Here is a 25,817-nt window from a genome sequence, read left to right as displayed (position 1 = left end):
TACCTATTTTAAGATTCATGGCGTTTAAAACCGCCCGTTTCGTTTACATCTCCGATGCTCAAACCTCTGAGTTTCCCACTTACCGACATTTTTTATGACTCAACAACAACCCCGCATTTGCATTCTTGGTGGCGGCTTCGGCGGACTCTACACGGCTCTGCGTTTGAGTCAATTACCTTTTGCCAAGCCCCAAAAACCTGAAATTATCTTAGTCGATCGGTGCGATCGCTTCCTGTTTTCTCCCCTGTTATACGAAATCCTCACCGGAGAATTACAAACCTGGGAAATCGCCCCACCCTTTGAAGAATTGTTGAAAGATACGGGTATCCGCTTTTGTCAAGGTACTGTTGCTGCGATTGACATCACCGAAAAGCGAGTGCAGTTGCAAGACGGCCCAGAAATTACTTGCGATCGCTTAGTCTTGGCCCTTGGCGGCGAAACTCCCCTCAATTTAGTTAGTGGCGCAGCCGAACACGCCTTCCCCTTTCGTACTATTAGCGATGCCTACCGCCTCGAAGAACGCCTGCGAATTCTAGAAAGCTCTCAATCTGACAAAATTCGGGTTGCCGTCGTTGGCGGCGGTTATTCTGGGGTAGAATTAGCTTGTAAATTGAGCGATCGCCTCGGCGAAAGAGGACGCTTACGCCTAATCGAACAAAGCGATAAAATTCTCCAAACATCCCCAGATTTTAACCGAGAAGCTGCAAATATTGCCTTAGAAAAACGCCGCGTCTGGATAGACTTAGAAACCAGTGTTGATGCTATTGAGTCCGACACAATTTCTCTAGTTTACAAAGGACAGATCGACATTTTGCCAGTAGATGCCGTTTTATGGACGGTAGGAATGATTGTATCCCCGATGGTACGTTCGCTTCATCTCCAGCAAAATATTCGCGGTCAATTAATTGTTGAACCGACGTTACAAGTAGTTGATAACCCAGGAATTTTTGCCCTGGGAGATATAACCGAATGCGTAGATGCTGACGGTCAAAAAGTCCCTTCCAGTGCTCAAGTAGCCTTCCAGCAAGCTGACTACACAGCCTGGAATATATGGGCATCACTCACTGACAGACCTTTGCTTCCTTTCCGCTATCAGCCACTCGGAGAAATGTTGACATTAGGAGTTGACAATGCTACTTTTGCGGGTTTAGGAATTAAACTAGACGGTCAAATGGCTCACGTAGCCCGTCGTTTAGCTTATCTCTATCGAATGCCTACATTAGATCATCAAATCAAAGTAGGTTTTAATTGGATAGCTAGACCAATTCAAGAAATGCTTGTAAACTAATTGGTAATTGGTAATTGGTAATTGCTAATTGCTAATTGCTAATGGCTAATTGCTAATGGCGAATATCAAGTCTGGTAAATTACTTGAAATTATATCATTGGGGCAAAGCAAAGCAAAGCAATTTACCAATTACCAATTACCAATTACCAATTACCCATTACCCATTACCCATTACCCATTACCAATGCCTAAAATTATTTTTCTCGATGCTGTTGGTACGCTATTTGGAGTGCGTGGTAGTGTAGGGGAAGCTTACACCAAAATAACTAGCCGTTTTGGAGTAGAAGTTTCTCCCGAATTATTAAATCAAGCTTTCCTTCAAAGCTTTACCTCAGCAACTCCGATGGCATTTCCCGGCGTAGACTTTGCCAAAATTCCCGAAATGGAATTTGATTGGTGGCATAAACTTGCCATCCAAACCTTCCAAACAGCAGGCGTATTTACCAAATTCTCAGACTTTTCTAGTTTCTTTATTGAACTATACAAATACTTTGCCACTGCTGAACCTTGGTTTCTCTATCCCGATGTCAAACCAGCATTAGAAAGATGGCAAAATCAAGGAATTGAGTTAGCAGTATTGTCTAACTTTGATTCGCGCCTCTATTCGGTATTAAAGGCACTTAATTTAGCTGATTTTTTCACATCTATAACAATTTCTACAGAAGTAGGTGCAGCCAAACCAGATCCCCAAATTTTTCTCACTGCTTTACAAAAATCCTCATTTTCGGCCGTAGAAGCTTTACATATAGGTGACAGCTTTAAAGCTGACTATCAAGGTGCGAAAGCGGCTGGAATTAAAGCAATCTTACTTAATCGAGAACAAACTTCAGCGGATCAAATTCCTATAATTGAGCAAGATTTTCAACAGTGTACAAGTCTTGATATTTTGTACTTTTAAGTTGATAATATAATATGACGCTGCCCTCTGGGTGGTAAATATATCACCCAGATAGCAGCGTTACAAAGATCAAAAATTTCCTCACTTAGCCCTAACATGACAGAATCCCGACTCAAAAATATTTTAGCTGACACTCTTACCGTTTTTTGGGGAGATTGGTTAGATTTACGAGTTAGAATACTCCCGGTTGCTGCTGCGGGTTTAGTATCGCCAATCATCTATATTTTAGCATTTGGTTTGGGGTTGGGTAGTTCCTTGCCTAAACCCGCCATTGGGGGTAATTACTTAGAGTTTATGTTACCGGGAATGGTAGCTTTATCCTCAATGACTATCAGTTTTAGCGGTACTGTATTTTCCATTTGTGGGGAACGCCTCTATACCAAAACTTTTGAGGAATTATTGTTACTACCAGTGCATCCTTTAGCTTTGCATACTGGTAAAATGCTAGCAGGAATTGTCCGAGGTTTACTGACTTCTGCTTCAGTGATTTTAGTAGCAGTTTTGTTCACTCAAAAGCTAGTATTTCTCAATCCCCTATTTTTGCTAGTGATAGTCCTTAATTGTGCGGTATTTTCTGGTTTAGGCGTAATTGTTGGGTTGACAGTAAAATCGCTGGAAGCTGTCGGCTTATATAACAATTTTCTCATAGTTCCCATGTCATTTTTGGGAGCAACTTTTTTCGACCCTGCAACTTTGCCAATGGCTTTAAAAACCATAGTTTATCTCTTACCACTGACTTATGCTAGTATTGGCTTGAGAGCCGCTGCCTACGATTTAACTAAGTTTCCTTGGTATATTGTACCAATTTTATTGGGTGCAGCAGTGATTTTTTCTCTAATTGGGGCTCGCCAATTTTCGACGCAGCAGGATTAGTTGAAGTTGATAAATACTAATAGGAATTAGAAAGTTATCACCTAACACCGCCCTCTGGGCGGTATCTCTACCATCCAGAAGTCAGCATTACAACTATGATGAGTATAGAAAAGAGTTTTCAGATAGCTTTAAACTATCAACAAAACGAACAATTTCAAGAAGCGGAATCGATTTATCTGCAAATATTAGCAGTGCAAAAAAATCATATTGAGAGTATAAGTAACTTAGGCGTTATTTATAAAAGACAAGGGGATATAGAAAAAGCCATAGAGTTTTATAGATTATCGCTTTCTTTTGATTCTAACTATAAAATTGGCTTGTCTAATTTAGCTAACTGTCTGATGGAATTAGAGGAATTTAATGAAGCTATTATCTGTTTTAAACGTTTGGTAGAAATCGAACCAACTTATTTAAATGGTTTCAGACAAATTGGAGCAATTTTAATTCAAAAAGGTCAATTAGATGAAGCAATTACCTATTTTAAAATAGTCTTAGAAAAATCGTCTGCTGATGTTGAGTCTCTTTGGTCAATTGGAAATATATTAGTACGGCAAAATCACCTCATTGAAGCCAGAGATATATTTACAAATGTTTTGCAAATAAATCCCAGTCACGTTAACGCTCAGAAATGGTTATCTTTTGTCAATCATTTATTGAGCGACAATAATAAAGTTTCCTTTGATTATCAAGAAAATCCTGTGAATTTTGAGATTACAGGGAAAAATCTAGGTGTTGAAATTGCTCACATTTCAGGTCATTTTTATGAATTAGCGGAGTTGGAATTTATAGATAAAAATATCAAAGTTAAAAATCCTGTTATTGTAGATGTAGGAGCAAATACGGGCAACCATTTAGTTTATTTTGCCAAAGTAATGACAGCAGCTAAGGTGGTTCCAATTGAGTTTCATCCAGGTGCAATTGAGTTGTTAAAAAGAAATATATTCTTAAATCAACTTAGTAATGTAGATTTATCCAAATTAGGCTATGCTGTGGGCAGATTTCCAGGTAAATCTACTCTGGTAGAACATCCAGCCGGGGATTTGTGTTTAAATGAAGTGGTAGCCAATGAAACAGGGGAAATAGAGATTCTGCCTTTGGATGAATTAGTACAAGAGCCCATAGATTTAATTAAAATCGATGTTGAAGGCTTAGAAGTTGAGGTTTTAGAAGGAGCTAAACAGATATTATTAAAATATCAACCTGATATAATTATCGAAGTTAGGAGAGTGAATCAAAAGAGATTAATGAACTTTTTAGAGACAATTAGTTATCGCGTTCTTAGACAGTTTGATTATTGGAAATATAGTAATTTTTATCTACAACCCATTCGCGAATTAATCCAACCACAGCAACTTTATAGTCAGGTGAACTCTGAATTTTTTAGAGGTAAGTCATTAGAAATATTTTAACAGGACAGGAGTTATGCAAGTCGAGGTCAGAAACCGGGTTTCTTTGTAGATACCTCGTTGAGAATCTTAATTTTTCAGAGAAACCCGGTTTCTTTGGGGTTTCTTTGCAGATAACTCGTGAGCATCTTAATTTTTCAGAGAAACCCGATTTCTTTGCAATTCAGGCTGAAGTTTTTAGGCGTGCTAAATTACAGCTTAATAGAAGCCAATACCTGATAAAGCAACGAGTTAATAAAACCCAATGCAACTGCGCCTAATAATGCACTCCAGATTCCCCACCGCAACCAAAATCCTTCGACTAGCCAAGCAGCTAAACCAAAGATAATCGCGTTGATAACGATGGTAAACAAACCGAAAGTTATCCAGATAAAAGGTAAACCCAAAACAACAAAAACTGGACGAATTAGAGCATTCAATATTCCAAAAACTGCCGCTGAAATTAGAGCTTTGTTAAAGCTGGTAATTTCTACTCCAATCGGCAGTTTAGAAATGATAAAAAAGCTCACCGAAGTCACCAACCAACTAATCAGAATCGGCACAATATTCATCTGCTTACTCCTTGAAAAAACCTATACATTAAACCGGAACAGTAACACATCTCCTTCCTGCACCACATACTCTTTGCCTTCACTACGGACTAAGCCTTTTTCCTTAGCTGCATTCATCGAACCAGTCGCAACTAAATCTTTATAAGCAACAGTTTCTGCGCGAATAAAACCACGCTCAAAATCAGAGTGAATTACGCCGGCTGCTTGCGGTGCTAACATTCCGGCAAGAATTGTCCAGGCGCGAGTTTCCTTTGGCCCACTGGTAAAATATGTCCGCAAACCCAATAATTCATAGGTAGCTCTAATCAGAGATTTTAAGCCGCCTTCTTCCACCCCCAAAGATGCCAGAAAATCTGCTCGTTCTGACTCTGGCAACTCTACTAATTCTGACTCAACTTGAGCAGAAACTACTACAACCTTAGCATTTTCTTTAGATGCTAGTTCTCGCACTTGTTCAACATAATTGTTGCCCCCTGCTAACTCATCCTCAGAGACATTAGCAGCATAGATAATTGGCTTGTTCGTCATCAAACCTAATCCTTTAACAGACTCAGCTTCCTCTTCAGTTAAACTGCACTGTCGCGTTGGTTTACCTTCATTCAAAACTGCTGCCAATTTTTCCAGAGCTCCTAATTCTAGCTGAGCTTCCTTGCTAGTCCGAGCTTGCTTTCGGGTGCGTTCAATTTTCTTTTCAATCTGAGCTAAGTCTGCTAAAATTAACTCTAGATTGATAATATCAATATCTCGTAGCGGATCTACTGAGCCGGCAACGTGAATGATGTCATCATTTTCAAAACAACGTACAACTTGAACAATAGCATCCACTTCTCTGATGTGAGATAAAAACTGGTTCCCTAGTCCTTCTCCCTGACTCGCACCCTTCACCAAACCGGCGATATCAACAAATTCAATCCGCGTCGGTACAATTTGAGCAGAATTGCAAATATTGCTCAGTACGTTTAACCGTTCATCCGGTACCGCCACGACACCCACATTCGGTTCAATCGTGCAGAAAGGAAAATTAGCGGCTGTTGCCTTGGCATTGGCAACCAAGGCATTAAATAAAGTAGATTTGCCTACATTGGGCAATCCGACGATTCCGGCTCTGAGCATAGTAAATTAAAAACATTTTACTATTTGCTAGAATATCAGAAATTCAAGGCGAAGATTTAGAACTAGCTGCGTCCCCTTGCTCGAAATATTCATAAGTCGTCCGAGAAATATCGCGGATTAACTTATCAGCTCCCTTTTCATTTTTAGCGTACTTAACCATCACCGCTACTAGGTAACGCTTGCCACTCGGCATATCCACCATACCCGCATCGGCAACCAAAGAATTAATATTGCCAGTTTTATGAGCAATAATAGCGCCTTCACCCAAACCTCTAGGCAATAAAGAATCATTTTGGGTTTGTCGCATAATGTAAAGCAAGCGATCGCGCGATCGCAACGACACCAAACCCCCCTGATTAATCTGCCCGATTAAATTCACCAACTCCTTGGGACTGGTAGTATTCGTCCCTGCCAAATCGGGTAAATTATTCCGAATAGCCGTCACCGTCAAACCCCAAGTCTGAAACTGTTGATTCAACGCCTCAGCGCCACCTAACAACTCAATCAGCATATTCGTCGCCGTATTATCGCTGATCGCAATCATCTTAGTAGCCACCTCCAGAGCAGTGTATTTCGTCCCTGGGGATTGATCCTGTAACTCCCCAGAACCACTAGCAATATGCTCTGGCCGCAGAGTTAACACCTGGTCTAAGCGCACTCGGCCCTCATCTACAGCCTGGAAAAAAGCCACTAAAATCGGCACTTTAATCGTACTCGCAGCAGCAAAAGCAGCATCGCTACTGACACTAGCGTAGCCTCCGGTATCCAAATCAACGATAAACACTCCCGGCGTGAAATTCAGATTCTGAGCCGCCAACTTATCAATTTCAGCTTTGAGCCCAACCATTTCTTGATTTAGCTGTAGCGTGAGCGTAGCCGGGGATGGAGAAGGCGAAGGACTTTCTGCAACTCCAGAGCTGTTTTGCACTTGCTCCTGCGCTACCGAAGTGGCGTTGGTAAAAGAATTGAGGACTGAAATTACAGTACCCGCAATCACCGCAATACCCACCCCCAAAATCAGCAAGCGAGTAGCGTAAACTACAGGAGAAATCCCCCGCCGCCGAGGACGTTTTGCTACCCGATTTTTAGGTTGTGGCGGCCCTGGATAGGGCGAATTTTGGGGGCGAGTTTTGGGAGTTTGGAAAGAATCGCTTTCTATTTTCCGTCTTTGAGGCGCATCCGCTCGATTGCCAGAACGAGGAAGAGTTGGGCTTTTTTGCTGTTTACGGCTAACAGTATCTGCGATCGCTTGTAGATTTTCGATCTTAGATTTGGGAGTACCCAATTTAGAATTTTGGCTCCCACTTTTACTTAGGGGAGGTTTGGAGGGATTCGATTTGGGACGGGATAATTCTCTCTTATTTCTGTGCTCCGCGATCGGCGTGGGGCCAGAACTTCTACCTTCTCTCCCCATTTCCTTTTCAGGAGGGCGGCGCTGGCGGCGCGACGAATTAGTAGGTTTACCCCCATTGCTGGATTTTGAAGGTTTAGAGTCCGACTCTGAAGAGGAGGATACTACGGAGAATATAGACCTAGTTGGAAACCGCTCAGCCACACCTAACTCCTTCACCACTTAGATTTAAGATTGAAAATTGCGGGCTTGCTCGCAAGAATTAGCGTCGCTAGTCCTGGGGAAAATCGGGCGGCGACGCATCCAGAGTATCATTTACAGCGCTCTTTGGGTAGGTTCGCAATGCCCAATCTATTTGACGGAGAACGCCCCGCAGCATTGACACTTCTGCTGTGGAAGGGTAAGCGCGGTTAAACAAGCGGCGAAATTTTTCCATCCTACTTGCGGCCGTATGGGGATAAATATACCCAATTTTTAACAGTGAAGCTTCTAGCTGCTGATAATAGCCTTCTAAGGCTTCTAGGGGAGCTTGGGTGTTAATTGGTAATTGGTAATTGGTAATTGGTAATTGGTAATTGGTAATTGGTAATGGGCTATTCTCCTCCACTTCCCCATTCCCCATTTCCCCATCTCCCCCATTCCCCATTTCCCCATCTCCCCTGCTCCCCTGCTCCCCCGCTCCCCCGCTCCCCTGCTCCCCTGCTCCCCCGCTCCCCCGCTCCCCCGCTCCCCCGCTCCCCATCTCTCCTGCAACTTGGTAAAGCTCGTAACAGCAAATAGAGACGGCTTGGGCGAGATTAAGGGAAGCATAGGTGTCGCTGGAGGGAATGCGGATCAGGCGTTGAGCATAGCTTAATTCGGCATTGGTTAATCCTTTGTCTTCTCTGCCAAAAATTAAGGCAGAGGGGCATTCTAGGAGCCAAGGCAAGGCGGATTTGGGATTTTCTAGGGTGGTTGGGAGGGAGCGATAAAGACCTGTAGTGGCGATCGCTCTTTGGCATCCCTGTAACGCTTCTGGCAAAGTTCTTACTATCTTGGCTGCTTCTAAAACATCAGCGGCGTGAACTGCCATTTTTCGGGCTTCTTCCCCTAAGCGATCGCACTGGGGATTTACTAGCACTAACTGATGTAAGCCCATATTTTTCATGACCCGTGCCACAGAACCCACATTTAAAGGCCCTGCGGGTTCCACTAAAATTATCCGTATCCCGCCTAAAGCTGTTTCTAGCATTTGTATTTGGGAGAGTTTAAGCTAATAATTTAAAATCTAAATTTGACTATGCCACGAGTGCGATCTAAATCTGAGTTGCCAACAAAAATTTGCCCGGTTTGCCATCGCCCTTTTAGTTGGCGTAAAAAATGGGCCGATTGCTGGGATGATGTTAAATACTGCTCTGAACGTTGTCGCCGCCGCCGTTCTCAAGCTCAGAGTTAGAGGGGAGAACTGCCAAGGCCCAGAAGACGCAGAGGGAAGAAATATTGAGGTTTAAATAATGGTTTCTGGACGGGTAGAACCTAAGTTGGTAATTCATGGTGGTGCTGGTAGTTCTCTGAAAGGTAAGGGGGGACTGGAGGCGGTTAGGAAGTCGCTTTATCAGGTTTTGGACGTAGTTTATCCCCTGTTGAAGGATGGCGCTAGTGCTGTCGAAGCGGTGGCGCGGGGTTGTCAACTTTTGGAGGATGACCCGCGATTTAACGCGGGTACGGGTTCGGTGTTGCAATCTGATGGACAAATTCGGATGAGTGCTTCGCTAATGGATGGTTTTACTCAGAGTTTTAGCGGGGTAATTAATGTTTCTCGCGTGCAACATCCGATTGAGTTAGCGAAGTTTTTGCAGGGTTCTGACGATCGCGTGTTGTCTGATTTTGGGGCCTTGGAATTACTGCGGGAATTGCAATTGCCAATTTATGACCCGATTACTGATTTGCGGTTGCAGGAGTGGATGCAGGAACGCCAGGGAAATTTTAACAAGGATATGGCGACTGTAGTGGCGGAACCCGCTGGTACTGGTACGATCGGCGTGGTGGCCTTGGATGTTGAGGGACGTTTGGCGGCGGGTACTTCTACTGGTGGTAAGGGTTTTGAGCGGATTGGCCGCGTGAGCGATTCAGCAATGCCTGCGGGGAATTATGCTACTGGCAGTGCGGCGGTTAGCTGTACGGGGATTGGGGAGCACATTATGGATGAGTGTTTGGCTCCGCGTATTGTAATTCGGGTGACGGATGGTTTTACTTTGAAGGCCGCTTTTGAGCGTTCTTTTGCCGAGGCCCACGAACATCAGCGCGATTTTGGCGCGATCGCCATTGATGCTAGTGGTGCGATCGCTTGCGGTAAAACCAGTGAAGTTTTATTAGCTGCTTTTCATAATGGTATGGAAATGGGCGATACTTTAGAATTAAATCAGGGAACTCTGATTTTTATAGCTTAGAAAGTCGGCAGTTTGACTCCGGCGATCGCAACCGCTTTCAGCGGTTAGGGGCTAGGGGCTAGGGGCTAGGGGCTAGGGAAAGAAGGGAAAGAAGGGAAAGAAGAGAATAGAATCAGCGAGTTTCAGTAACTCAGAACGTCCTAACTACCAAGAAGGTTGCTATAAGTAGGTTTTTTCTGCTGTTTAACTCTCGTTTAGCGCGATCGCCATCAACAAGCTTCACCCGGAAAGCGATCGCCAGATTTCGTTCCCTTTGGTCTTCCCTAATTATCCCCTCCTGCGCTCTCCCTCTCCCTGGCATCCGGAATCAGTACCGATTTGTAGAAGAAGTTACAGAGATACCTCGCAACAAGAGAGGATAACAATCATGGTACTGAAACCTGTGACCTACTTCGGCGCTCCTGAAAACACTACTGTTGAAATATCACAAGAAAGCTTTCGCTCTATTCTCGGACAAATAGAAGCTGAACTCCACTGTAGCGAAATCTATAGCCGTGCTTTAGCAAGTTTGCAAACAATGTTAGGCGAAGCAGCTTCCTCTGCGGAGATCCTGATCAAGGCCGTTAGCCGAGAAGCTTTGCGACTCGCATTCCAACGAGTACCAAAACAAAATCAAGCTCAAAAGCAAATTATTGAGGCGAGAAATTCAGCTACAAACGTCTCTGATACAGCTATTGGGGAAACCACAACCACCCCTAATCGCTCCCGCGTTTCAGATCGGCCGGCTCCGCCGCCGCCGCTGGTACCAGTATCTATTATGTATCAGCGTCAAACTTTAGAAGATACTTCAACTACCGCAATTGCCAAACCTGATTCTGGCAACTCTGACACAGATATTGATACTTCCGATCGAGACAATCAACCTCCCCAAGAGGAGTTTAAAGAAGTTGTGCATCCTCCGATAATGGGGATAGCTGCACCCGCTCCTGCTGATAGTAAATTTTCCTTAATAACGCCCGGTTTCCCTAGAAAAAAAAGGCTTTCTAAGACTGAAAAAGCGGCTTTAGCTATCCAAGAAAGAGAAGATCGATTGCGAGAGCTAGGCGTAGAATTGCGGAAGGCTAGACAAGTGCGATCGCTCTCTCTCCAGCAACTTCATAGTCAAACTTTAGTGCCTGTGCATCACTTGGAATCGCTAGAAAAAGGTCAGATAGAAAAATTACCGGAAGATATTTATATTCGAGGCTTTATTCGCCGCCTCGGAAATGCTTTAGGACTTGATGGTAATGCTATGGCTAATTCTTTACCTGTACCTGATGCTAGCAAAACTATGTTGCCTTCTTGGTCTTTGCCAGAAACGGAGATGGTAGGATTTGATTTACGCCCAGTTCATTTATACGTCGGCTATACTGCTTTAATGGCCGGGGCTGTGGGTGGTATTGCTTGGTTATCCCAGCAATCTATACCAGGTGCTACTGCGGTTCCGAATAAGCCTATTCCTTCGCCTGCTTCTGTTTCGCCTGCCCAAAAGCGTCAAGCTCCAACGCCGAAACCAGGGATTAAAAAGTCAAGTCACGGAGGTATTATTGTCGGGTCTGATATGGCTCCGCCGGAAATGATTTTAGCTTAGAAGGTTGCAATTTGAACGTGGATAGGACTTATACCAAATCCAGCTTAAATACCCTGTCGATCTCTGAGTCTACAAAGGCAGATTTCGTTTGTTTAGTAACGGTTTAACCGCCGAGTAATACCAAATCCGGCTTTACTACCCCCTTTATTGTCATTGCGAAAAGCCGAAGCCGCAAGCGAAGCGTGGCGGGAAGCGTGGCGGGAAGCGTGGCGGGAAGCGTGGCGGGAAGCGTGGCGGGAAGCGAAGCAATCGCAGAGACTAAGCGATTGCTTCGCTTCGCTCGCAATGACGGATTATTGGTAATAAAGGGGATGACTAACCCGGATTTGGTATAATAAAGGAAGTAGCTAACTCTGATTTAGTATTACGCAAAGAAACCGAGTTTGTTAGAAAGATATACAGCGTATTTTCGTAAAAAACCCGGTTTCTTTGGTTAGGTACGTAAGTCCTGAGTTAGTAAACATGGAGGTGATAATGACTGGCAAAGAAAAAGAATTCAACGATTTTAAAAAACAAACACTTGAGCTAACGATACTAGAAAAAATGTCGGCTCTTGCTAAAGAAATAGAGTTAGATTTTGTTGGAATAGAGACCTCTCTAGATATTTTCCCGTCGGGTGCTGCCATGCTTGATATTCGCTTAAATAATAACGAGCGGGTGTTTGTAATGGATTACTCTCCTACCTACCATCTTTTTTCGATTGATGAACTAGGAGAAAATGAGGGGTTTAATACAGGTTACACATATAACGTGGAAGATTTCTATGTCGCTACAGAGATACTATATAAATTGATAAATTCTGATAAAACAAAATGATAATACAAAAATAAAAGCATTTAATTTGTATCATGTCACTTTGAGCATAGAAAAACTTTATTCTGGCGGTTTCGGGATTTTAGTCATTCTCAATAATTGATTATTTTCAGGTGAAAACCTTACAAAAGCGTAGAGTCAGAAAATTATCTATTCAGAATGACATAATAGGGATAATTTCAATTTCTATCCTTTGACACCTGCGGCTACATCTGTGGGTACAATGTACTTTTGTAGGATTAGAAATAAAGCAATTGCTGGGGCAATGGAAATAATAGAACCAGCAGCTATTAAACGCCAATTTAGGGAAAATGTACCTGCTAAAGTGGCTACGCCTAAAGGTAAGGTGTAATATTCTGGTCTATCTAAAACTAGCAATGGCCAAAGAAAGTCACTCCAAGAACCAATAAAAACAAAAATGGCTAAGGTTACTAAAGCTGGTTTAATTGATGGGATCATAATGTGCCACCAAATCCCTAATTCCGAACAGCCATCGATGCGGGCAGCTTCTTCTAATTCTTTGGGAACTGCTAGAAAGGCTTGCCTTAATAAAAATATCCCAAAAGCTGAGGCGATACCGGGTAAAATAACTCCTAAATAACTATTTTTTAACCCCAAGTTTACGGTTAAAATATAGAGGGGAATCATTACAATTTGGAAAGGGATCATAATTGTAGTAACAACTCCAGTAAAAATTAGGTCGCGTCCCCGAAAATCTAATCGGGCTAAGGGATAAGCTGCTAAGGAACAAAATAGGAGATTGAGGCTAACTGTGAGTGCGGCAACGAGGGTACTGTTGAAAAGGTAAGTGCCAAAAGGGTTAGTTTGCCAAACGGTGACAAAGTTTTGTAGTGTTGGTTTCTGTGGCAAAAGTTGCGGGGGAAACTGAAAAATGTTTTCTGTGGGAGATTTGAAAGCCGTACTCAGCAGCCAAAGTAGGGGAAAGAGCATTATCAGGGCGATCGCACTTAGCAAAATATAAGTCCAAACCGTTCTCTGGCGAGAAGTGCGAGAGATTTGGGGTAGAGAATTGGTTTTTTTAGTTTTGATATTGCTCATAAGTGGTGTAAAATGATAAATCCTTGCTTCGAGAGAAGCCTTGCTGTCCATAAGGAGACTATTAGCATGAAGCCATTTATTTACGAGACAATGTATATTCTGCGCCCGGATCTGGGAGAAGAACTCACAGAAGCCGCGATCGCGAAGTATCAAACTATTTTGCGCGATCAAGGGGCTCAGAATCTAGAAACTCAGCATCGCGGTAAACGCCGCCTCGCCTACGAAATCCAAAAGCAGCGCGATGGGATCTACATTCAGATGAACTATACCGCTCCTGGTACTGCGATCGCCATCTTGGAACGTGCCATGCGTCTGAGCGAAGATGTGATTCGCTACCTTACTATTAAGCAGGATGCACCGACTGTTGTCGAGGAAGAAGTTGCTGTGGAAGCGGCGGAAGAAGCCGCTTAAGGGATTTTGGAGTGGCGATCGCCATTCTCTTTGACCCGTCGGGGGTTAAAACCCCCGTCTCATAGAGAGAAATTGGCGGTTGAAACCGCTTCTACACAAACAAAGTCCGCCTGCGCGGACAGAAGAATATAAAGGGGTATTTAAACTGGATTAGTATCATAACCTTTTTCAAGGGCCGACCCTAAGTTTATAAATCCAAACTCAAATCCAAACTCAAAAGTTAAAACTTGCCTCAGTGGTAGTAGAGAGACTATTTTTAAATAGACATATCTAAAAATATGGGAGCTAATAGTCATGGTCAGCCAAGCTAAAGTTCAAACGTCACAAGAGCTACAAGCGGAAATATCTCGCCTGAATGAAGAGTTGCAAATGCGCGACCAATTGGTTCAGCAGTTGTCTCAAGAACTTTTCCGGCTGGTAAAGGGAAATACTGGGTTTACACCGGTTCCAGAGGCTTCTGAGCGCCAACAAGCTCAAATGCAGTCTCTAAGAGAACAACTGCAAGATGTTGAGCAACAGGTAGGTTTTTATCAAGAGCAAATTGCTGAGCGAGATGCTGAGGTTTACCAATTGCGCCAATCTGTGCAAGAGTTGACCGATCGCTCAATGATGCTGGAACAAGTAGTACAGGAGTTACCTGGGGTTTACCGCCAAAAGTTTTCCGAGCGCATTGGCCCGGTGAAAGAAAAGGTGGAAATGCTACAACGGGAAAATCGCCAATTGCACGCTGAATTGCAGAGTGTGAGTTACCGTCTGGCTGTGAGAAACCGCCGCGCTAAGGGTTTGGATTTACCGACGATCGGAGGTTCTGAGGATTCTGGCATGATTCAGATGCCAACTTTTGGAAATGCCTAAAGTTTTGATTGTGGTGGATGCTGATTTTGAGCCGGCTTCCCCGACGGCGCAAATGGTGGAGGCTTTTCAAGTAGCGATCGCAAAGAGCTCTCCGCCAACTGTTGCTGATGTCTGTTTAATTTCAGATTTAAACTTGCCTGCGATCGCGCCTAGTGAAGCTATTATTTGTCCTTTAACCCTCGATGTACCCGATACCTTGGTATTTCCTGGTAAGATGGTCTATCGAGCTTGTAGGGATGTATCGGCGATGCGCGATCGCGTCGAGCAACAGTTAGGCGTGCGATCGGGAGTTGGTAATTTTTGGCTGCCAGTGGTATTAACTGCTAAAGGCCCTCTTTACGGTGAAGCGATCGGTTTAGAGGCGGATAATTTATCTGCTGAGCCCAATTACTCCATGCCGATACACCTATCGGATATTTGGCGACAGCAGCTTTACGAGTTGGCGTTTCGGTTGTTAAAGTCTCTTTCGGCTACCCCAGCAACTTACCTGATGCAGTTCGGGTTTGGAGACAAAGAGATTTATTTTGATAGACTATGGCCGTTTCCGGCTGCACCTGCGATCGCCTCTTTAGGCATTCAAGTCCCCGATTTATTCGCCTGTCACTGTTACTGCTTGACAAATATGCCTATTTACGATCTGCAAATTACTTCTGCTATTGCGTGTCAAACTGCTGCGGTAAAATAACCGCCAAGATCGTATTAATTCTATTCCCTTCTTCCCCTTCTTCCCCTTCTTCCCCTTCTTCCTTCTCCCTTTCTTCCCTAGCCCCTAGCCCCTAGCCCCTAGCCCCTCTACATTAGGCAATTAGCAACTCAGCTTGAGGCGAAGAAATATCATCGAAAGAGTCAAAAATTTCAAAAGCTTGGTCGAGTTGAGTAATATCAAAAATTAACCTAGCTGTAGCTTGGAGATTGCAGATGACGAGGCGACACCCTTGATTACGGGCTAGTTTCAGTCCCCTAACTAAAGCACACAAACCAGAACTATCGATAAAATCTACATGAGTCATATCAATCACCCAGAGTTGATAACGTTCAGGTAGAATAGCAGTCAACTGTTGGTATAAGGAATTACCTTCTTGAAAATTGAGACGAGTTTGAGGCTGAAGCAGGAAGTGTTGTGCGAATTCTTGAAAGGCCATAGGTGTCACCCCAGTAATCCTTAAGTGATTAATGATTAAGTAGAACTTGCTGTTCTGCCAATAGACAGAATAATGTTAAGAAAAGTTTCAGAATTTTAGGGTTTCCATCATTCCTTACGCCCGATACCCAAAATGGGCTGGGCTTACGCGCTGCCTGAAAAGTAGATGCGAGAATAGAACCCTGAGTCTAGTAGAATGAAGCCGCAACAATTCTTTACTATTTTTAGCGTCGCTCACAATTCTACTGTCCGCTTTGCCACAGATCACAAGAAGTATGTGTTTGATGTCACAAGTTAAGATTGCAGAATTGCCTGAATCAAGCCAAGATAAGAAATATCAAGCTTTGCAAAAATTTACGATGGGCACTGTCGGATGTCTTTTGAGTTTATATCTTTGGAAATTATTCAGAAATTTGCACATGAGTACGGCTACTGGGCAGTATTTCTGGGGATTTTGCTAGAAAATTTGGGATTTCCCCTTCCTGGGGAAACAATTACGATCGCTGGGGGGTTTCTAGCTGGTAGCGGGGAACTAAATTACTGGTATGTGTTGGGGAGTGCGATCGCGGGTGCTACCTTGGGCGGAAATTTTGGCTATTTGATTGGCAGATATGGCGGTTGGCCATTGTTGCTGACGTTAGGTAAATTTTTCCGCTTTCGGGAAGAACAACTGTTTGATTTGAAAGAACAGTTTAGTCAAAATGCAGCCAAAGCTGTATTTTTTGGTCGGTTTATTGCCTTGCTGCGAATTTTTGCTAGCCCTTTAGCAGGAATTGCTGAAATGCCTTTTTGGAAATTTTCACTATACAATCTTGCCGGTGCTGCAAGTTGGGCATCTGTGATGGTAAGTTTAGCATTTTTCTTAGGACAAGTTGTGTCTTTAGAAAAATTAGTTGCTTGGGCGGCTCAATTTGCTGTACTTGCTTTAGCGTTAGTTATTGCTTGGATTGCAATTCCTATCTGGTTGGAGTCAAGGAATCTAAACAATACTAAGTAGGATTGGTAATTGGTAATTGGGATACACAGATTTTACAGATTCCTCGGATTTCACAGACTAAATAATCATTCCTCTAACTAATCCGTGTAATCCGTGTAATCGGTAAAATCCGTGTTCATAATTGGTAATTGGTAATGGCTAATTGCTCATTGCTAATGGCTAATTGCTAATTGGGGAAATTTTAGGATGGCATTGCGGCGAACAGTTTGTAACTAATAGCAATAAACTATCGTTGGCAATGCCCACCCTACGTTTAATTATAAAGTTATAATCTAAGTTGGGTACAGCGAAACGTAACCCAACTCTCTCAATTAAATTTGTTATGAGTTTAGGAGATTAGTGTAACATGACAACAGCAGCCGAAATTCGCGAAAGTACAATTGAAAGTGAAGAAAAGCGTTATTACTCTCCTGAAGAGTATTTGGAACTAGAAACGGCAGCCGACTATAAAAGTGAATATCAGGATGGTAAAATAATTCCTATGACAGGCGGAACACCAAATCACAATCGGATAGCGCTTAATTTGAGTAGCGCACTAAATTTTGGTTTAAAAAAGCAACCCTATGACGTATTCATCAACGACCTGCGTTTGTGGATACCGCAGAAACGTCTTTACACTTATCCTGATGTGATGGTGGTTGATGGTCAATTAGAACTTGTAGAAGGTAGGAAAGATACGATTACAAATCCGGTGATGATTGCTGAAGTGTTATCGAAATCTACGGAAGATTATGATAGAGGTGGGAAGTTTAAACTTTATCGTTCTATTCCTACGTTGAAGGAGTATGTTCTCATTGCTCAATATGAGATGCACGTTGAGCAGTTTTCAAAGATAGATGATAATAAATGGGTGTTGTCTGAGTATGACGGTGAAAATGCGTTATTGGCATTAAGTTCTGTGCCATTTCAGGTTTCGTTAGGGGATATTTACGATCGCGTGGAGTTTGAGTCTGAGGAGTGAGTTGGATCCCACATTCCGCAGATATTTAAGCAGATTTAATTTCAGATAAATTCGGAATCACGAAAGCCCAAAATGATTGCCATACAATCATTTTGGGCTTTTTTTAGGATATAATAACTTCCACAACTAACCCAACTCTAAAAACTATGAAAAAGCCCTCAGAAGCGATAAATATCGTAAATTTAGACCATTTAGGAATAGTAGCAGGAATAATAGATGAGATGGAATTGGTAGAAGAAGTCAACAAAAAAGTAGGGATTAAGAACCAAAGAAACCCTCAGTCCAGGACAAGTAATGAAAGCGATGATTTTGAACGGATTGGGTTTTTTGAGCGCCCCAATATACCTATTCGATACATTTTTTGTAGGAAAAGCAACAGAACATCTAATTGGAGAAGGAGTAACGCCTGAACAATTAAACGATGACAGGATAGGCAGAGCATTAGACAAATATTATCAAGCGGGAACGACAAAATTATTCACAGCAATTGCCTTAAAAGCAGCGAGGAAATTTCAAGTAGAAATGAAGAGCGTTCACCTAGACAGCAGTTCAATATCAGTAGAAGGAGAATACAAAAGTTGTCAGGAAAAAAGCCAAGGAATAGAAGCAGAATCCTTAGAGAGAGAAGATGAAATGAAAGCCATAAAAATCGTACATGGATACTAAGCGAGATAGAAGACCAGACCTCAAACAATTTATTATAGACACAATCGTAACTGGAGATGGAGACGTACCATTGTATCTCAAAATAGATAACGGAAACGCCGACGATAAAAGTGTATTTGTAGAGAGACTGAAAGAATTTCAAAATCAGTGGACATTTGACGGTATATGTGTAGCAGACAGTGCCTTATACACAGCTCCTAATTTGTCAGCGATGGCAGGAATGAAATGGATAACCAGAGTGCCATTAAGTATCAAAGAAGCTCAAAATAAAATCTGGGATATAAAAGATAATGCCTGGGAGCCAAATCAAATAAAGGGGTATAAAATAGCAGCGATATCAAGTGATTATGCTAACATCAAGCAAAGATGGCTAGTGATAGAGAGTGAAATCAGAAAACAAGCAGCCATTAAAAAAATATCCGAGCACGTAGCGAAACAGTTAGAATTAGCCAAAGCCTCATTGCGTAAGATATTCAAACAAGAGTTTGCTTGTATTGCCGATGCAGATATGGCAATAAAACGGTTATCAGAGTCTTGGAAATATCACCAGCTTGCCGAAATTGAATACCGAGAAAAGCCCGTAAAAAAAACGAAAATCAAGCCGAAAATAGAGAGCCAGACCAAGACAATAGTTTATCAAGTTACAGGTAAAATAGAAACCCAAAAATCAGTAATAGAAGCGGAAAAAGTCAAAGCTGGGAGATTTATATTAGCCACGAATATCTTAGACACAAAATCCGTGAGTAATCAACAGGTATTATCGGAATACAAAGCGCAGCAAAGTAACGAGAGAGGATTTAGATTTATCAAAGATCCGTTATTTTTTACGTCAAGCGTATTTGTGAAAAAGCCGGAGCGAGTGGAAGCAATTGGAATGATAATGGGACTGTGCTTGTTAGTGTATAACCTAGCTCAAAGAAAATTGAGACAACAATTAGAAGTCACCAATGAGGGGGTAAAAAATCAAGTGAAGAAATTAACCAATAAGCCGACAATGCGCTGGATATTTCAGATGTTTCAGGCGGTGCATTTAGTGACTATAAATGGAGAGAAGCAAGTCAGCAATTTAACCCCAGACCGTCAAGTTGTATTAAAGCATTTAGGGCAGTATTGCTGTCAATACTATTTAATATTTTCAAGTGGATGATGATTGGTATTAAGGTATAAATATTTGTAAATAATCCTCATTTATGAGTCAAGATAATTTGCTCTTGGCATGAGTTGACTTGGTTGAAAAGATGAGTTGAAGTGATAAAATAGCGACATGAATATATTAGAAAAAGTCAATTTTTTCAACTTACTTAATCTAGGTAAATTTGACAGGCTCCTGTAACGCTAAAACCGCATAAGTTCAACCCAAAAGCATATTGGCTCCAAGCTTTCACAACTGATAAAAAAATCCAAGCCACATCTGCGGAATGTGGGTTAAAATTTCACTTAAGTTGTCGCTTCCGTCATCCCCAGAAATTTTTGTGTTTGTTCGGTGATACCAAATAGGCGATCGCTATGACAAAAGATTTCCCAAGCGCGAATTCCCATAAAACCAATACCTGCAACTGCCAAGGGCATCGCAGCGGCACCTAAAAGCGCGGCAATCGGGGGAAAGATCATACAGATTGTTAACAGAATACCAGTCATCACACCGCCAGCAATCCCAGCTTTGGCGGTAGCAGTGGCGACTTGCTGGACTAACTCTGACTGTGTAATTTTGCCTTCAACACACAACAGGGAGTTTTCTAAGATGGAAAATACTAACTCAATTACTGCTGCTGCGATCGCCCCTTTAATTGTTGCCCCAACGATTTCGACAACTGCTGCTTTAAAGGCAGCATCAGCTAAGACTTTCTTCGCGACTGCTAATTCTTCGGCAGTCATGTCTACACCACCACGCTGGCGATTTACCCAAAAATATTCAAAAATCCCATTAGCAGCTTCGTTTCCCCCTCCATTGACGTATGCTTGAATGTGACTCCAATCTTTATCTTGACAAAAATTGCGAATTGCTTCTGGCCCTTGGGCGCGAATTTGGGCGGGTATGGATTCAAATACTTTTGCTGCTTCTTGAACATTTCGCATTCCGTCGCGCATACCTGCCCTAGCAAATTTGAATTGCAACTGTGTTGGCAGGTTCTCAAAACGGATATTTTGGGCAACTTTGAAAGCTTCTTGAGTGGCGATCGCCCCAGCACCAACAATTGAACTTGGCGCTGATTCTACCCACGCCGTGACTACAGTTGCACTTTCCTGAACTTGAGCAGCGATTTGGTTAGCTAAGTTTTGGGTATCGGCAATAGTTTCTTGCACTTTGGTCGTTAGAAAATCGAGGGGATTATGGTTGATTTTCATGTCGATCTAGTATCGCAGTGATTGAATTATACTGACTATAACATTTCTATTCAATTTAGTCAATTCTCACCTGATTACCCCATAAATCTTGAGGCAAAAAAGCCCTTTCCATCGGAATGTGAGCAACTGGCTCAGTCAGGGTAAATTGTCCCTCCTCAATCCACGCTTTAAGTTCCAAAGCTACTTGACGGGAGAGGTAAAAACTAGCAAGGGGAGCCACTCTGACAGTTTTACCTTCAATAGTAATACGGCCTGTTTTGAGTTGAGCATAAGTAACTAAACCAAAGGTAGGACGCACCCGCCGAGGGATAGCAAAATCTACTACTGGTGCTACAATATCTTTGTCTTGTATGGCGCAACGGGCAACTACTTCTTCATTTAAAACTGGCAGCGGAATCCCAACTCCTAACATTATAGATGGGCCGTAATTTTTGAAGTAACAACCCCGTACCCATTTGGAGTTCATCTGTTTAGCATCACCAATTAAAGCTAGCGTAGCGGCGGGGCCAATGGGAGTGCGATTAGGAAGGCGTTTTTGTAGTGGGAAATGCTGCGTTCCTTCCCAGGTAACATAGCCGATCGCACCGCCCAGGAAAATGCGCGTACCGATACCCACAAGCTGTAAATCTGGGTCGTTTAGCAAGGGAGAAATGGCTCCAGGGTTGGAGTAGACGGCGTTACTGAGATGGGGTTGTAGGGGGCCGAGGTAGGTGTAAAGAGTGCGATCGCCTCCATTCACGCCCACGATAAAGTTTTGGTAGATGTTGCGGGGATTAAATAGGTAAAACTGGTTAATCGTGTCGCGGGTAATGGTCGTTTCAAAGGAGGCGCGGGGGTAACAGTCTGTGGCTTGGCCTACGGCTCGTAGTTGTACGGGTTTGCCAGCGATTAGGTCTTCGATGACGTGGCCGCCGCCCCGTTCCCGCGATTCTTCGCCGTCTTCGGCAACTTGGGTGGCTCCCAGGTAGAGGTCTACAGCCCCGAAGCCGGAGTAGGCTAAAACGCCATCTAGCCAGCAGGAGCGAATTTTGATCGGGGGGTCTGTGTGTCCCAGATTGACAATCGCCCCGGAGGATTCCATCGGCTCAAACGTGCCTGTAGTAATTACGTCTACTTCTTTGGCTGCTTGGGTTGTGCCGATTTCGGCGACTCTAGCTTTAAGTTCTTCTACTGTCCAGACTACGGCTTGCTGACGGCTGATTTTGTCGTTAATTTCGGCTATGGTTCGCATTAAGTTTAAAAGTAATTAGTAATTAGTAATTGGTAATTGGTAATTGGTAATGGCTAATAGCTAATTGCTAATGGCTAATTGCTAATTACCCATCCTCCCCATTTCCCTCTCTCTTCCTCTTTCCCTAGTCCCTAGTCCCTAGCCCCTAGTCCCTTCTTTAAAAACTTGTTCGGCCGTCACTTGCAATTCTGGAAAAGTTGGAGATATGATGCGATCGCTTCCCCGAAATTGACTAATTTGATACTCGCCGTCAACCAATTCACAGACACCGATTGTGGGTTGTTTGGGATTGCCAATAAACCGTTTACCGCCTAAGCCGAGATAGTCTACAATCCAGTATTCGGGAATGCCCATTTCTTCATAATCAGCAAATTTACTAAAGTAATCATCTCGCCAATTAGTGCTGACTACTTCAATTACTAAAGGAATTGAAATAGCTTGAGTAACCGTTGAAGCTTTATTCCACAGCGGTTCTGATGCTAAATTAGGGCGATTTAAGAGCAGAATGTCTGGCAAGTAGCCTGACTCTCTAGCGGGTGCTCTGACTAACGCTTGTTTGGGAATGAAATAAGGAAGTTTGAGTTTTTCGTACTCTACAACCAGCTTTGTTACTAAAAAGCCAGTAACTTCTTCGTGTTCTCCTAATGGTTGTGCCATCTTGACAATTACTCCGTTGTATAGTTCATATCGATGTTCGGAATTTTCTGGATACCAGTCAATAAATTCATCGAATGATACTGCTTTTTGTAAGGTTTGAATCATGGTGAGTGTTTCAGTTGCTTGGGATATTTATACAGTATAGTGCAATGTGTTGGGAAATTGGCAGGCAGGTTCGCCAAAGTGTACTATACAAACCAGAAAGCCAGTAAACCCGCCTCAGTTAATTTTTTTATGCTAATTTTTTATGAACCGGCGATCGCATTTTTATGTTTTAACTTTTTACTCCTGTTCATCATCATCAGGCAATTTTTCCATTTCCTCGGCTATTAATGTCTGAAAATCTTCTCCGCAATGAACGTTCAAATGAATTGCAGAAGAGAGCAATTCTGCGAGAATTTCGGCTTGTTGTCTAGCACTCAGGTGAGGTGACTGAAGCTGATAGATTAACGCTGTGACATTTTGGCATTCTGAGCCTAACTCTCTAATTAATGTACGTAGAGTAGAACTTGCAATAGGAAGGGTGCGATCTCGAATTTGCATAACATTATTTCCCTAATCGTTTTAGTGCTTGTTGAATACCTTTCTTAAAGGCGAAAATCTCAGTTTCCCAATGCTTAATTAAACCTTCATCGGGAGAATGCTTTTCAGATTCTATTCTAATCTTTTCTTGATGTTCAGCAATGCGCTTATTAAGCGAACGAATTGCTTTTTTGTGATTTTTATTGCCCATAAAATCCCAGAGATATCTACAGCTTAGCAGAGGATGGCGATCGCATTTCCCCAGTTCAGCTTGATTTCACTGGCTTGAGGGCTCTCCAGCCCAGGAGTGCTGCTAGGATAATGCTAGGGGTTAATATGGCGATGAGGGCGATCGCATTGCTAGAGGGTACGGATAAGCTGGGGCCGCCGTATTTGATGGTCAGGGAGAGAGCGGCGGAGAGGGAGAATATTTTGAGGATCGGGCTGATGTTGGTGTTCATGGAGGTGGTAGTTACTTGTATAAGCTGCTATTGAGATTATTATTGCAAGTATGTGTTGCGGCTGGACTGGCAGTTTGTAGATGGGGAGTGGGCAATCGCTTTTTCCCAACGAGGTGCGGATGAGATACCTTTACATCTTAGAATAGGTAGTACCCCAGCACAATTTAGCAGTATCAGGAGCGATTCAGAATGGACAGCAAAGAATCAGAATTAATAGATAAAATTCGTCAACAATTTGATAATGCCCCTTATCCTAGAATTCCCCTAGAGACATCTCCTAAGAATAACTATCAGACTCTCTATATCCATAATTTGGCAACAGCTTACTATATAAGAAATCAAAAAGTTATAGAAACCGAAGGAAAAGTTATTTTAGATGCCGGCTGTGGTAGCGGGTACAAATCGTTAATTTTGGCAGAAGCCAATCCCGGAGCCAAAATTGTGGGTATCGATTTATCAGAAGAGTCTGTTAATCTAGCCCGACAGCGCTTGCAATATCACGGGTTTGAGAATATTGACTTTCAGGCTCTGTCAATTGAGGAACTGCCTAGCTTAAACCAACAGTTTGATTATATCAACTGTGACGAGGTTCTTTATCTCTTGCCAGACCCAGTTGTCGGATTGCAAGCTATGAAAGCAGTTTTGAAACCGGATGGAATAATTCGGACAAACCTCCACAGTTCCCTACAGCGACGTTCTTTCTTTGCAGTTCAAAAAGTATTCAAAATCATGGGATTTATGGAGGATAACCCTAGAGAGATGGAAATAGAGTTAGCTAAAGAAGTTATACAATCTCTAAAGAATGACGTGGCTATTAAGGAAGCAACATGGAATTCTCCATCCGAAAAAAATGAAGAATGGATGCTGGCTAACTATTTGCTGCTGGGGGATAAAGGCTATACTATACCTGAAGTGTTTTCAGCATTAAGAGCTGCTGATTTAGAATTTATTAGTATGGTGAGTTGGCGGTTGTGGGACTTGACGGATTTGTTCAACGAGCCAAATAACCTACCTGCGTTTCTGGCAATGAGCTTGCCAGAAACTCCTGTCGAGCAACGGCTGCACCTATTTGAACTTTTACATCCAATCCATCGTTTGATAGACTTCTGGTGCGGTCTTCCCAACCAAGCTGAGTCTTTTTTACCAGTTTCGGAATGGACTGTGGCTGACTGGCAACAGGCAAAGGTGCATCTACATCCTCAGCTCAGCACTCCCCAGTTAAAAGAAGATTTGATTAAATCTATAGCTAACCAGAGTTCCTTCGAGATTAGCCGTTATGTTACTTCGCCAACCTTAGTACCGATTTTGATAGAGAGCGGTATGGCGGCTTGCTTGCTACCTCTGTGGGAGGGCGCGCAGCCAGCGATCTCCTTAGCGGAGCGCTGGCTCAAGCTTAGACCCGTAGACCTTGTAACCCTTGAACCTGTGAATCAGGATAGAGCCTTCAATGAAATCAAGGAACTCTTGATGAGCCTAGAAGTCTTTCTGTACGTGCTTTTGGAGCGTTCTTGAGAGTCCTGTACCTTTCACTGAGGCTGCTAAAAACATTTTTGTGGGCAGTGATATGAAGTTGATCGGAAGTGGGTAAGTTACATACAAGAGTTAGAAATCAAGCATCCCACCCTTCTAGGAGAAACAACCAATGAAAACTGAATTTAAAGCCAGATTCTTGCAACACCTCAATCAAAAAAGACAAGATAAGGGTTTTACCCTGATTGAACTGCTAGTCGTTATCATCATCATCGGTATTCTATCTGCTATTGCTTTGCCTTCCTTCCTCAACCAAGCTAACAAAGCCAAGCAATCAGAGGCGAAGCAGTACGGTGGTTCGATGAACCGCGCTCAGCAAGCGTCTTTCGCTGAAAGCGGTAAATTTATCGGTTTTGTTCCTGGGTTAGGGCTTGGCATTAAAACACAGACTCAGAACTACACATACTCTATTATCCCGGCTGCAACAGAGGCAGCTCCGACTCTTGCTACAGATACCACTGTGGTAGCAAATATAGCACACGGTCAAAGCAACGTACTCAAATCTTACTTGGGAGCAGTAGCACTAATTCAACAAGGTGGTACTGAGAAAACTAGCACGGCAGTCCTGTGCGAAAGTACAGCAGCAGGCGTTGCTGCGCCGGCGGGCGCAGCGGATGCTGCGACCATTGCTGCTGATAACATAAACTGTAATAATACCAGTTGGACAGTAGTGTCGAAGTAGATAGTT

At 42.9% G+C, this 25,817-nt stretch carries 29 protein-coding genes and 1 pseudogene; 18 read left to right on the top strand and 12 right to left on the bottom strand.

Annotation, left to right across the window (positions count from 1 at the left end):
* Positions 1-94 precede the first annotated feature (94 nt).
* The 4 genes from OSCIL6407_RS0109140 to OSCIL6407_RS0109125 all read left to right on the top strand — a co-directional run bounded on the left by OSCIL6407_RS0109140 (position 95) and on the right by OSCIL6407_RS0109125 (position 4,468).
* Entirely contained in the window at positions 95-1,288 is a 1,194-nt protein-coding gene (locus OSCIL6407_RS0109140) for an NAD(P)/FAD-dependent oxidoreductase (protein ID WP_007353046.1), read from the top strand.
* Between the two features lie 184 nt (positions 1,289-1,472).
* Positions 1,473-2,186: an HAD-IA family hydrolase gene (locus OSCIL6407_RS0109135; protein ID WP_234708686.1), complete on the top strand. Its 714-nt coding sequence runs from the start codon at positions 1,473-1,475 to the stop codon at positions 2,184-2,186.
* Positions 2,187-2,282: 96 nt separating this feature from the next.
* Positions 2,283-3,059 (top strand): ABC transporter permease, encoded by a 777-nt coding sequence (locus OSCIL6407_RS0109130; RefSeq protein ID WP_007353044.1) that lies wholly within the window; start codon positions 2,283-2,285, stop codon positions 3,057-3,059.
* A 95-nt stretch (positions 3,060-3,154) separates the two neighbouring features.
* A complete protein-coding gene (locus tag OSCIL6407_RS0109125) occupies positions 3,155-4,468 on the top strand; it encodes a protein arginine N-methyltransferase (RefSeq protein ID WP_007353043.1) in 1,314 nt (437 codons plus the stop codon).
* A 188-nt stretch (positions 4,469-4,656) separates the two neighbouring features.
* Here OSCIL6407_RS0109125 and OSCIL6407_RS0109120 read toward each other — a convergent pair whose 3' ends face one another.
* From OSCIL6407_RS0109120 to OSCIL6407_RS0109110, 3 genes are read right to left on the bottom strand one after another with little or no spacing between them, the layout of a single operon-like run.
* On the bottom strand, positions 4,657-5,016 hold the full coding sequence (locus OSCIL6407_RS0109120; protein WP_007353042.1) for a phage holin family protein: 360 nt from the start codon (positions 5,014-5,016) through the stop codon (positions 4,657-4,659).
* A 21-nt stretch (positions 5,017-5,037) separates the two neighbouring features.
* The gene (gene ychF, locus OSCIL6407_RS0109115) at positions 5,038-6,129 is read right to left on the bottom strand and encodes a redox-regulated ATPase YchF (protein WP_007353041.1); all 1,092 of its coding nucleotides are present in this window, start codon (positions 6,127-6,129) and stop codon (positions 5,038-5,040) included.
* Between the two features lie 43 nt (positions 6,130-6,172).
* Entirely contained in the window at positions 6,173-7,414 is a 1,242-nt protein-coding gene (locus tag OSCIL6407_RS0109110) for a serine hydrolase (protein ID WP_007353040.1), read from the bottom strand.
* A 52-nt stretch (positions 7,415-7,466) separates the two neighbouring features.
* On the opposite strand from OSCIL6407_RS0109110, the gene OSCIL6407_RS37000 reads away from it, so the two are divergent.
* A complete protein-coding gene (locus OSCIL6407_RS37000) occupies positions 7,467-7,706 on the top strand; it encodes a hypothetical protein (protein ID WP_007353039.1) in 240 nt (79 codons plus the stop codon).
* A 45-nt stretch (positions 7,707-7,751) separates the two neighbouring features.
* On the opposite strand, the gene OSCIL6407_RS33390 is transcribed toward OSCIL6407_RS37000, so the two are convergent.
* Complete coding sequence (locus OSCIL6407_RS33390) at positions 7,752-8,711, bottom strand: RNA methyltransferase (protein WP_019487140.1); 960 nt, start codon at positions 8,709-8,711, stop codon at positions 7,752-7,754.
* Positions 8,712-8,759: 48 nt separating this feature from the next.
* Between OSCIL6407_RS33390 and OSCIL6407_RS32435 the strand changes: the two genes are divergently transcribed.
* From OSCIL6407_RS32435 to OSCIL6407_RS0109075, 5 genes are all read left to right on the top strand, one after another.
* Positions 8,760-8,915: a DUF2256 domain-containing protein gene (locus tag OSCIL6407_RS32435; protein WP_071592459.1), complete on the top strand. Its 156-nt coding sequence runs from the start codon at positions 8,760-8,762 to the stop codon at positions 8,913-8,915.
* Positions 8,916-8,973: 58 nt separating this feature from the next.
* Positions 8,974-9,909 carry an isoaspartyl peptidase/L-asparaginase gene (locus OSCIL6407_RS0109095; protein ID WP_007355214.1) on the top strand — a complete coding sequence of 312 codons (936 nt, stop codon included), beginning with the start codon at positions 8,974-8,976 and terminating at the stop codon, positions 9,907-9,909.
* A 367-nt stretch (positions 9,910-10,276) separates the two neighbouring features.
* The gene (locus tag OSCIL6407_RS0109085) at positions 10,277-11,479 is read left to right on the top strand and encodes a helix-turn-helix domain-containing protein (protein ID WP_007355215.1); all 1,203 of its coding nucleotides are present in this window, start codon (positions 10,277-10,279) and stop codon (positions 11,477-11,479) included.
* A gap of 147 nt (positions 11,480-11,626) precedes the next feature.
* The gene (locus OSCIL6407_RS35895; protein ID WP_007355216.1) at positions 11,627-11,782 is read left to right on the top strand and encodes a hypothetical protein; all 156 of its coding nucleotides are present in this window, start codon (positions 11,627-11,629) and stop codon (positions 11,780-11,782) included.
* A gap of 171 nt (positions 11,783-11,953) precedes the next feature.
* Positions 11,954-12,295: a hypothetical protein gene (locus OSCIL6407_RS0109075; protein ID WP_234708743.1), complete on the top strand. Its 342-nt coding sequence runs from the start codon at positions 11,954-11,956 to the stop codon at positions 12,293-12,295.
* A 183-nt stretch (positions 12,296-12,478) separates the two neighbouring features.
* Here the strand turns inward: OSCIL6407_RS0109075 and OSCIL6407_RS0109070 are convergent, their stop codons facing one another.
* Positions 12,479-13,351 carry a carbohydrate ABC transporter permease gene (locus tag OSCIL6407_RS0109070; RefSeq protein WP_007355219.1) on the bottom strand — a complete coding sequence of 291 codons (873 nt, stop codon included), beginning with the start codon at positions 13,349-13,351 and terminating at the stop codon, positions 12,479-12,481.
* A 66-nt stretch (positions 13,352-13,417) separates the two neighbouring features.
* Between OSCIL6407_RS0109070 and rpsF the strand changes: the two genes are divergently transcribed.
* From rpsF to OSCIL6407_RS0109055, 3 genes are all read left to right on the top strand, one after another.
* A complete protein-coding gene (gene rpsF, locus OSCIL6407_RS0109065; protein ID WP_007355220.1) occupies positions 13,418-13,762 on the top strand; it encodes a 30S ribosomal protein S6 in 345 nt (114 codons plus the stop codon).
* Positions 13,763-14,056: 294 nt separating this feature from the next.
* Positions 14,057-14,617, top strand: coding sequence for an Npun_F5560 family protein (locus OSCIL6407_RS0109060; protein ID WP_007355221.1), 561 nt, complete (start codon positions 14,057-14,059; stop codon positions 14,615-14,617).
* Positions 14,610-15,302, top strand: coding sequence for a hypothetical protein (locus tag OSCIL6407_RS0109055; RefSeq protein WP_007355222.1), 693 nt, complete (start codon positions 14,610-14,612; stop codon positions 15,300-15,302). The genes OSCIL6407_RS0109060 and OSCIL6407_RS0109055 overlap by 8 nt, the downstream gene beginning before the upstream one ends.
* A gap of 112 nt (positions 15,303-15,414) precedes the next feature.
* Here the strand turns inward: OSCIL6407_RS0109055 and OSCIL6407_RS0109050 are convergent, their stop codons facing one another.
* The gene (locus tag OSCIL6407_RS0109050) at positions 15,415-15,759 is read right to left on the bottom strand and encodes an STAS domain-containing protein (RefSeq protein WP_007354367.1); all 345 of its coding nucleotides are present in this window, start codon (positions 15,757-15,759) and stop codon (positions 15,415-15,417) included.
* Between the two features lie 372 nt (positions 15,760-16,131).
* Between OSCIL6407_RS0109050 and OSCIL6407_RS0109045 the strand changes: the two genes are divergently transcribed.
* From OSCIL6407_RS0109045 to OSCIL6407_RS30470, 3 genes and pseudogenes are all read left to right on the top strand, one after another.
* Complete coding sequence (locus OSCIL6407_RS0109045; RefSeq protein WP_007354369.1) at positions 16,132-16,755, top strand: DedA family protein; 624 nt, start codon at positions 16,132-16,134, stop codon at positions 16,753-16,755.
* A gap of 346 nt (positions 16,756-17,101) precedes the next feature.
* The gene (locus OSCIL6407_RS0109040; RefSeq protein ID WP_007354370.1) at positions 17,102-17,716 is read left to right on the top strand and encodes a Uma2 family endonuclease; all 615 of its coding nucleotides are present in this window, start codon (positions 17,102-17,104) and stop codon (positions 17,714-17,716) included.
* Positions 17,717-17,862: 146 nt separating this feature from the next.
* A pseudogene (locus tag OSCIL6407_RS30470) lies at positions 17,863-19,529 on the top strand (IS1634 family transposase).
* A gap of 290 nt (positions 19,530-19,819) precedes the next feature.
* Here the strand turns inward: OSCIL6407_RS30470 and OSCIL6407_RS0109030 are convergent.
* The 6 genes from OSCIL6407_RS0109030 to OSCIL6407_RS32425 form a co-directional block, all read right to left on the bottom strand.
* Entirely contained in the window at positions 19,820-20,728 is a 909-nt protein-coding gene (locus tag OSCIL6407_RS0109030) for a hypothetical protein (RefSeq protein WP_019487135.1), read from the bottom strand.
* Positions 20,729-20,783: 55 nt separating this feature from the next.
* The gene (locus tag OSCIL6407_RS0109025; RefSeq protein ID WP_007358124.1) at positions 20,784-21,959 is read right to left on the bottom strand and encodes a homocysteine biosynthesis protein; all 1,176 of its coding nucleotides are present in this window, start codon (positions 21,957-21,959) and stop codon (positions 20,784-20,786) included.
* Between the two features lie 138 nt (positions 21,960-22,097).
* On the bottom strand, positions 22,098-22,721 hold the full coding sequence (locus tag OSCIL6407_RS0109020) for a Uma2 family endonuclease (RefSeq protein WP_007358123.1): 624 nt from the start codon (positions 22,719-22,721) through the stop codon (positions 22,098-22,100).
* A 177-nt stretch (positions 22,722-22,898) separates the two neighbouring features.
* Complete coding sequence (locus tag OSCIL6407_RS0109015; protein ID WP_007358122.1) at positions 22,899-23,159, bottom strand: hypothetical protein; 261 nt, start codon at positions 23,157-23,159, stop codon at positions 22,899-22,901.
* A gap of 4 nt (positions 23,160-23,163) precedes the next feature.
* The gene (locus OSCIL6407_RS0109010) at positions 23,164-23,349 is read right to left on the bottom strand and encodes a hypothetical protein (RefSeq protein WP_007358121.1); all 186 of its coding nucleotides are present in this window, start codon (positions 23,347-23,349) and stop codon (positions 23,164-23,166) included.
* Between the two features lie 55 nt (positions 23,350-23,404).
* Entirely contained in the window at positions 23,405-23,599 is a 195-nt protein-coding gene (locus OSCIL6407_RS32425; protein ID WP_007358120.1) for a hypothetical protein, read from the bottom strand.
* 189 nt (positions 23,600-23,788) lie between these two features.
* Here OSCIL6407_RS32425 and OSCIL6407_RS0109000 point away from each other — a divergent pair, with 189 nt between their 5' ends.
* Both OSCIL6407_RS0109000 and OSCIL6407_RS0108995 read left to right on the top strand, forming a co-directional pair.
* Positions 23,789-25,111 (top strand): class I SAM-dependent methyltransferase, encoded by a 1,323-nt coding sequence (locus tag OSCIL6407_RS0109000; RefSeq protein WP_007358118.1) that lies wholly within the window; start codon positions 23,789-23,791, stop codon positions 25,109-25,111.
* Between the two features lie 130 nt (positions 25,112-25,241).
* Positions 25,242-25,811 carry a type IV pilin-like G/H family protein gene (locus OSCIL6407_RS0108995; protein WP_007358117.1) on the top strand — a complete coding sequence of 190 codons (570 nt, stop codon included), beginning with the start codon at positions 25,242-25,244 and terminating at the stop codon, positions 25,809-25,811.
* Positions 25,812-25,817: the final 6 nt, after the last annotated feature.

It is taken from the genome of Kamptonema formosum PCC 6407 (assembly GCF_000332155.1).
GTDB lineage: Bacteria > Cyanobacteriota > Cyanobacteriia > Cyanobacteriales > Microcoleaceae > Kamptonema > Kamptonema formosum.
The sequence above is the reverse complement of the archived record's forward strand: the minus strand, read 5'-3'. Positions and strand labels throughout refer to the sequence as shown.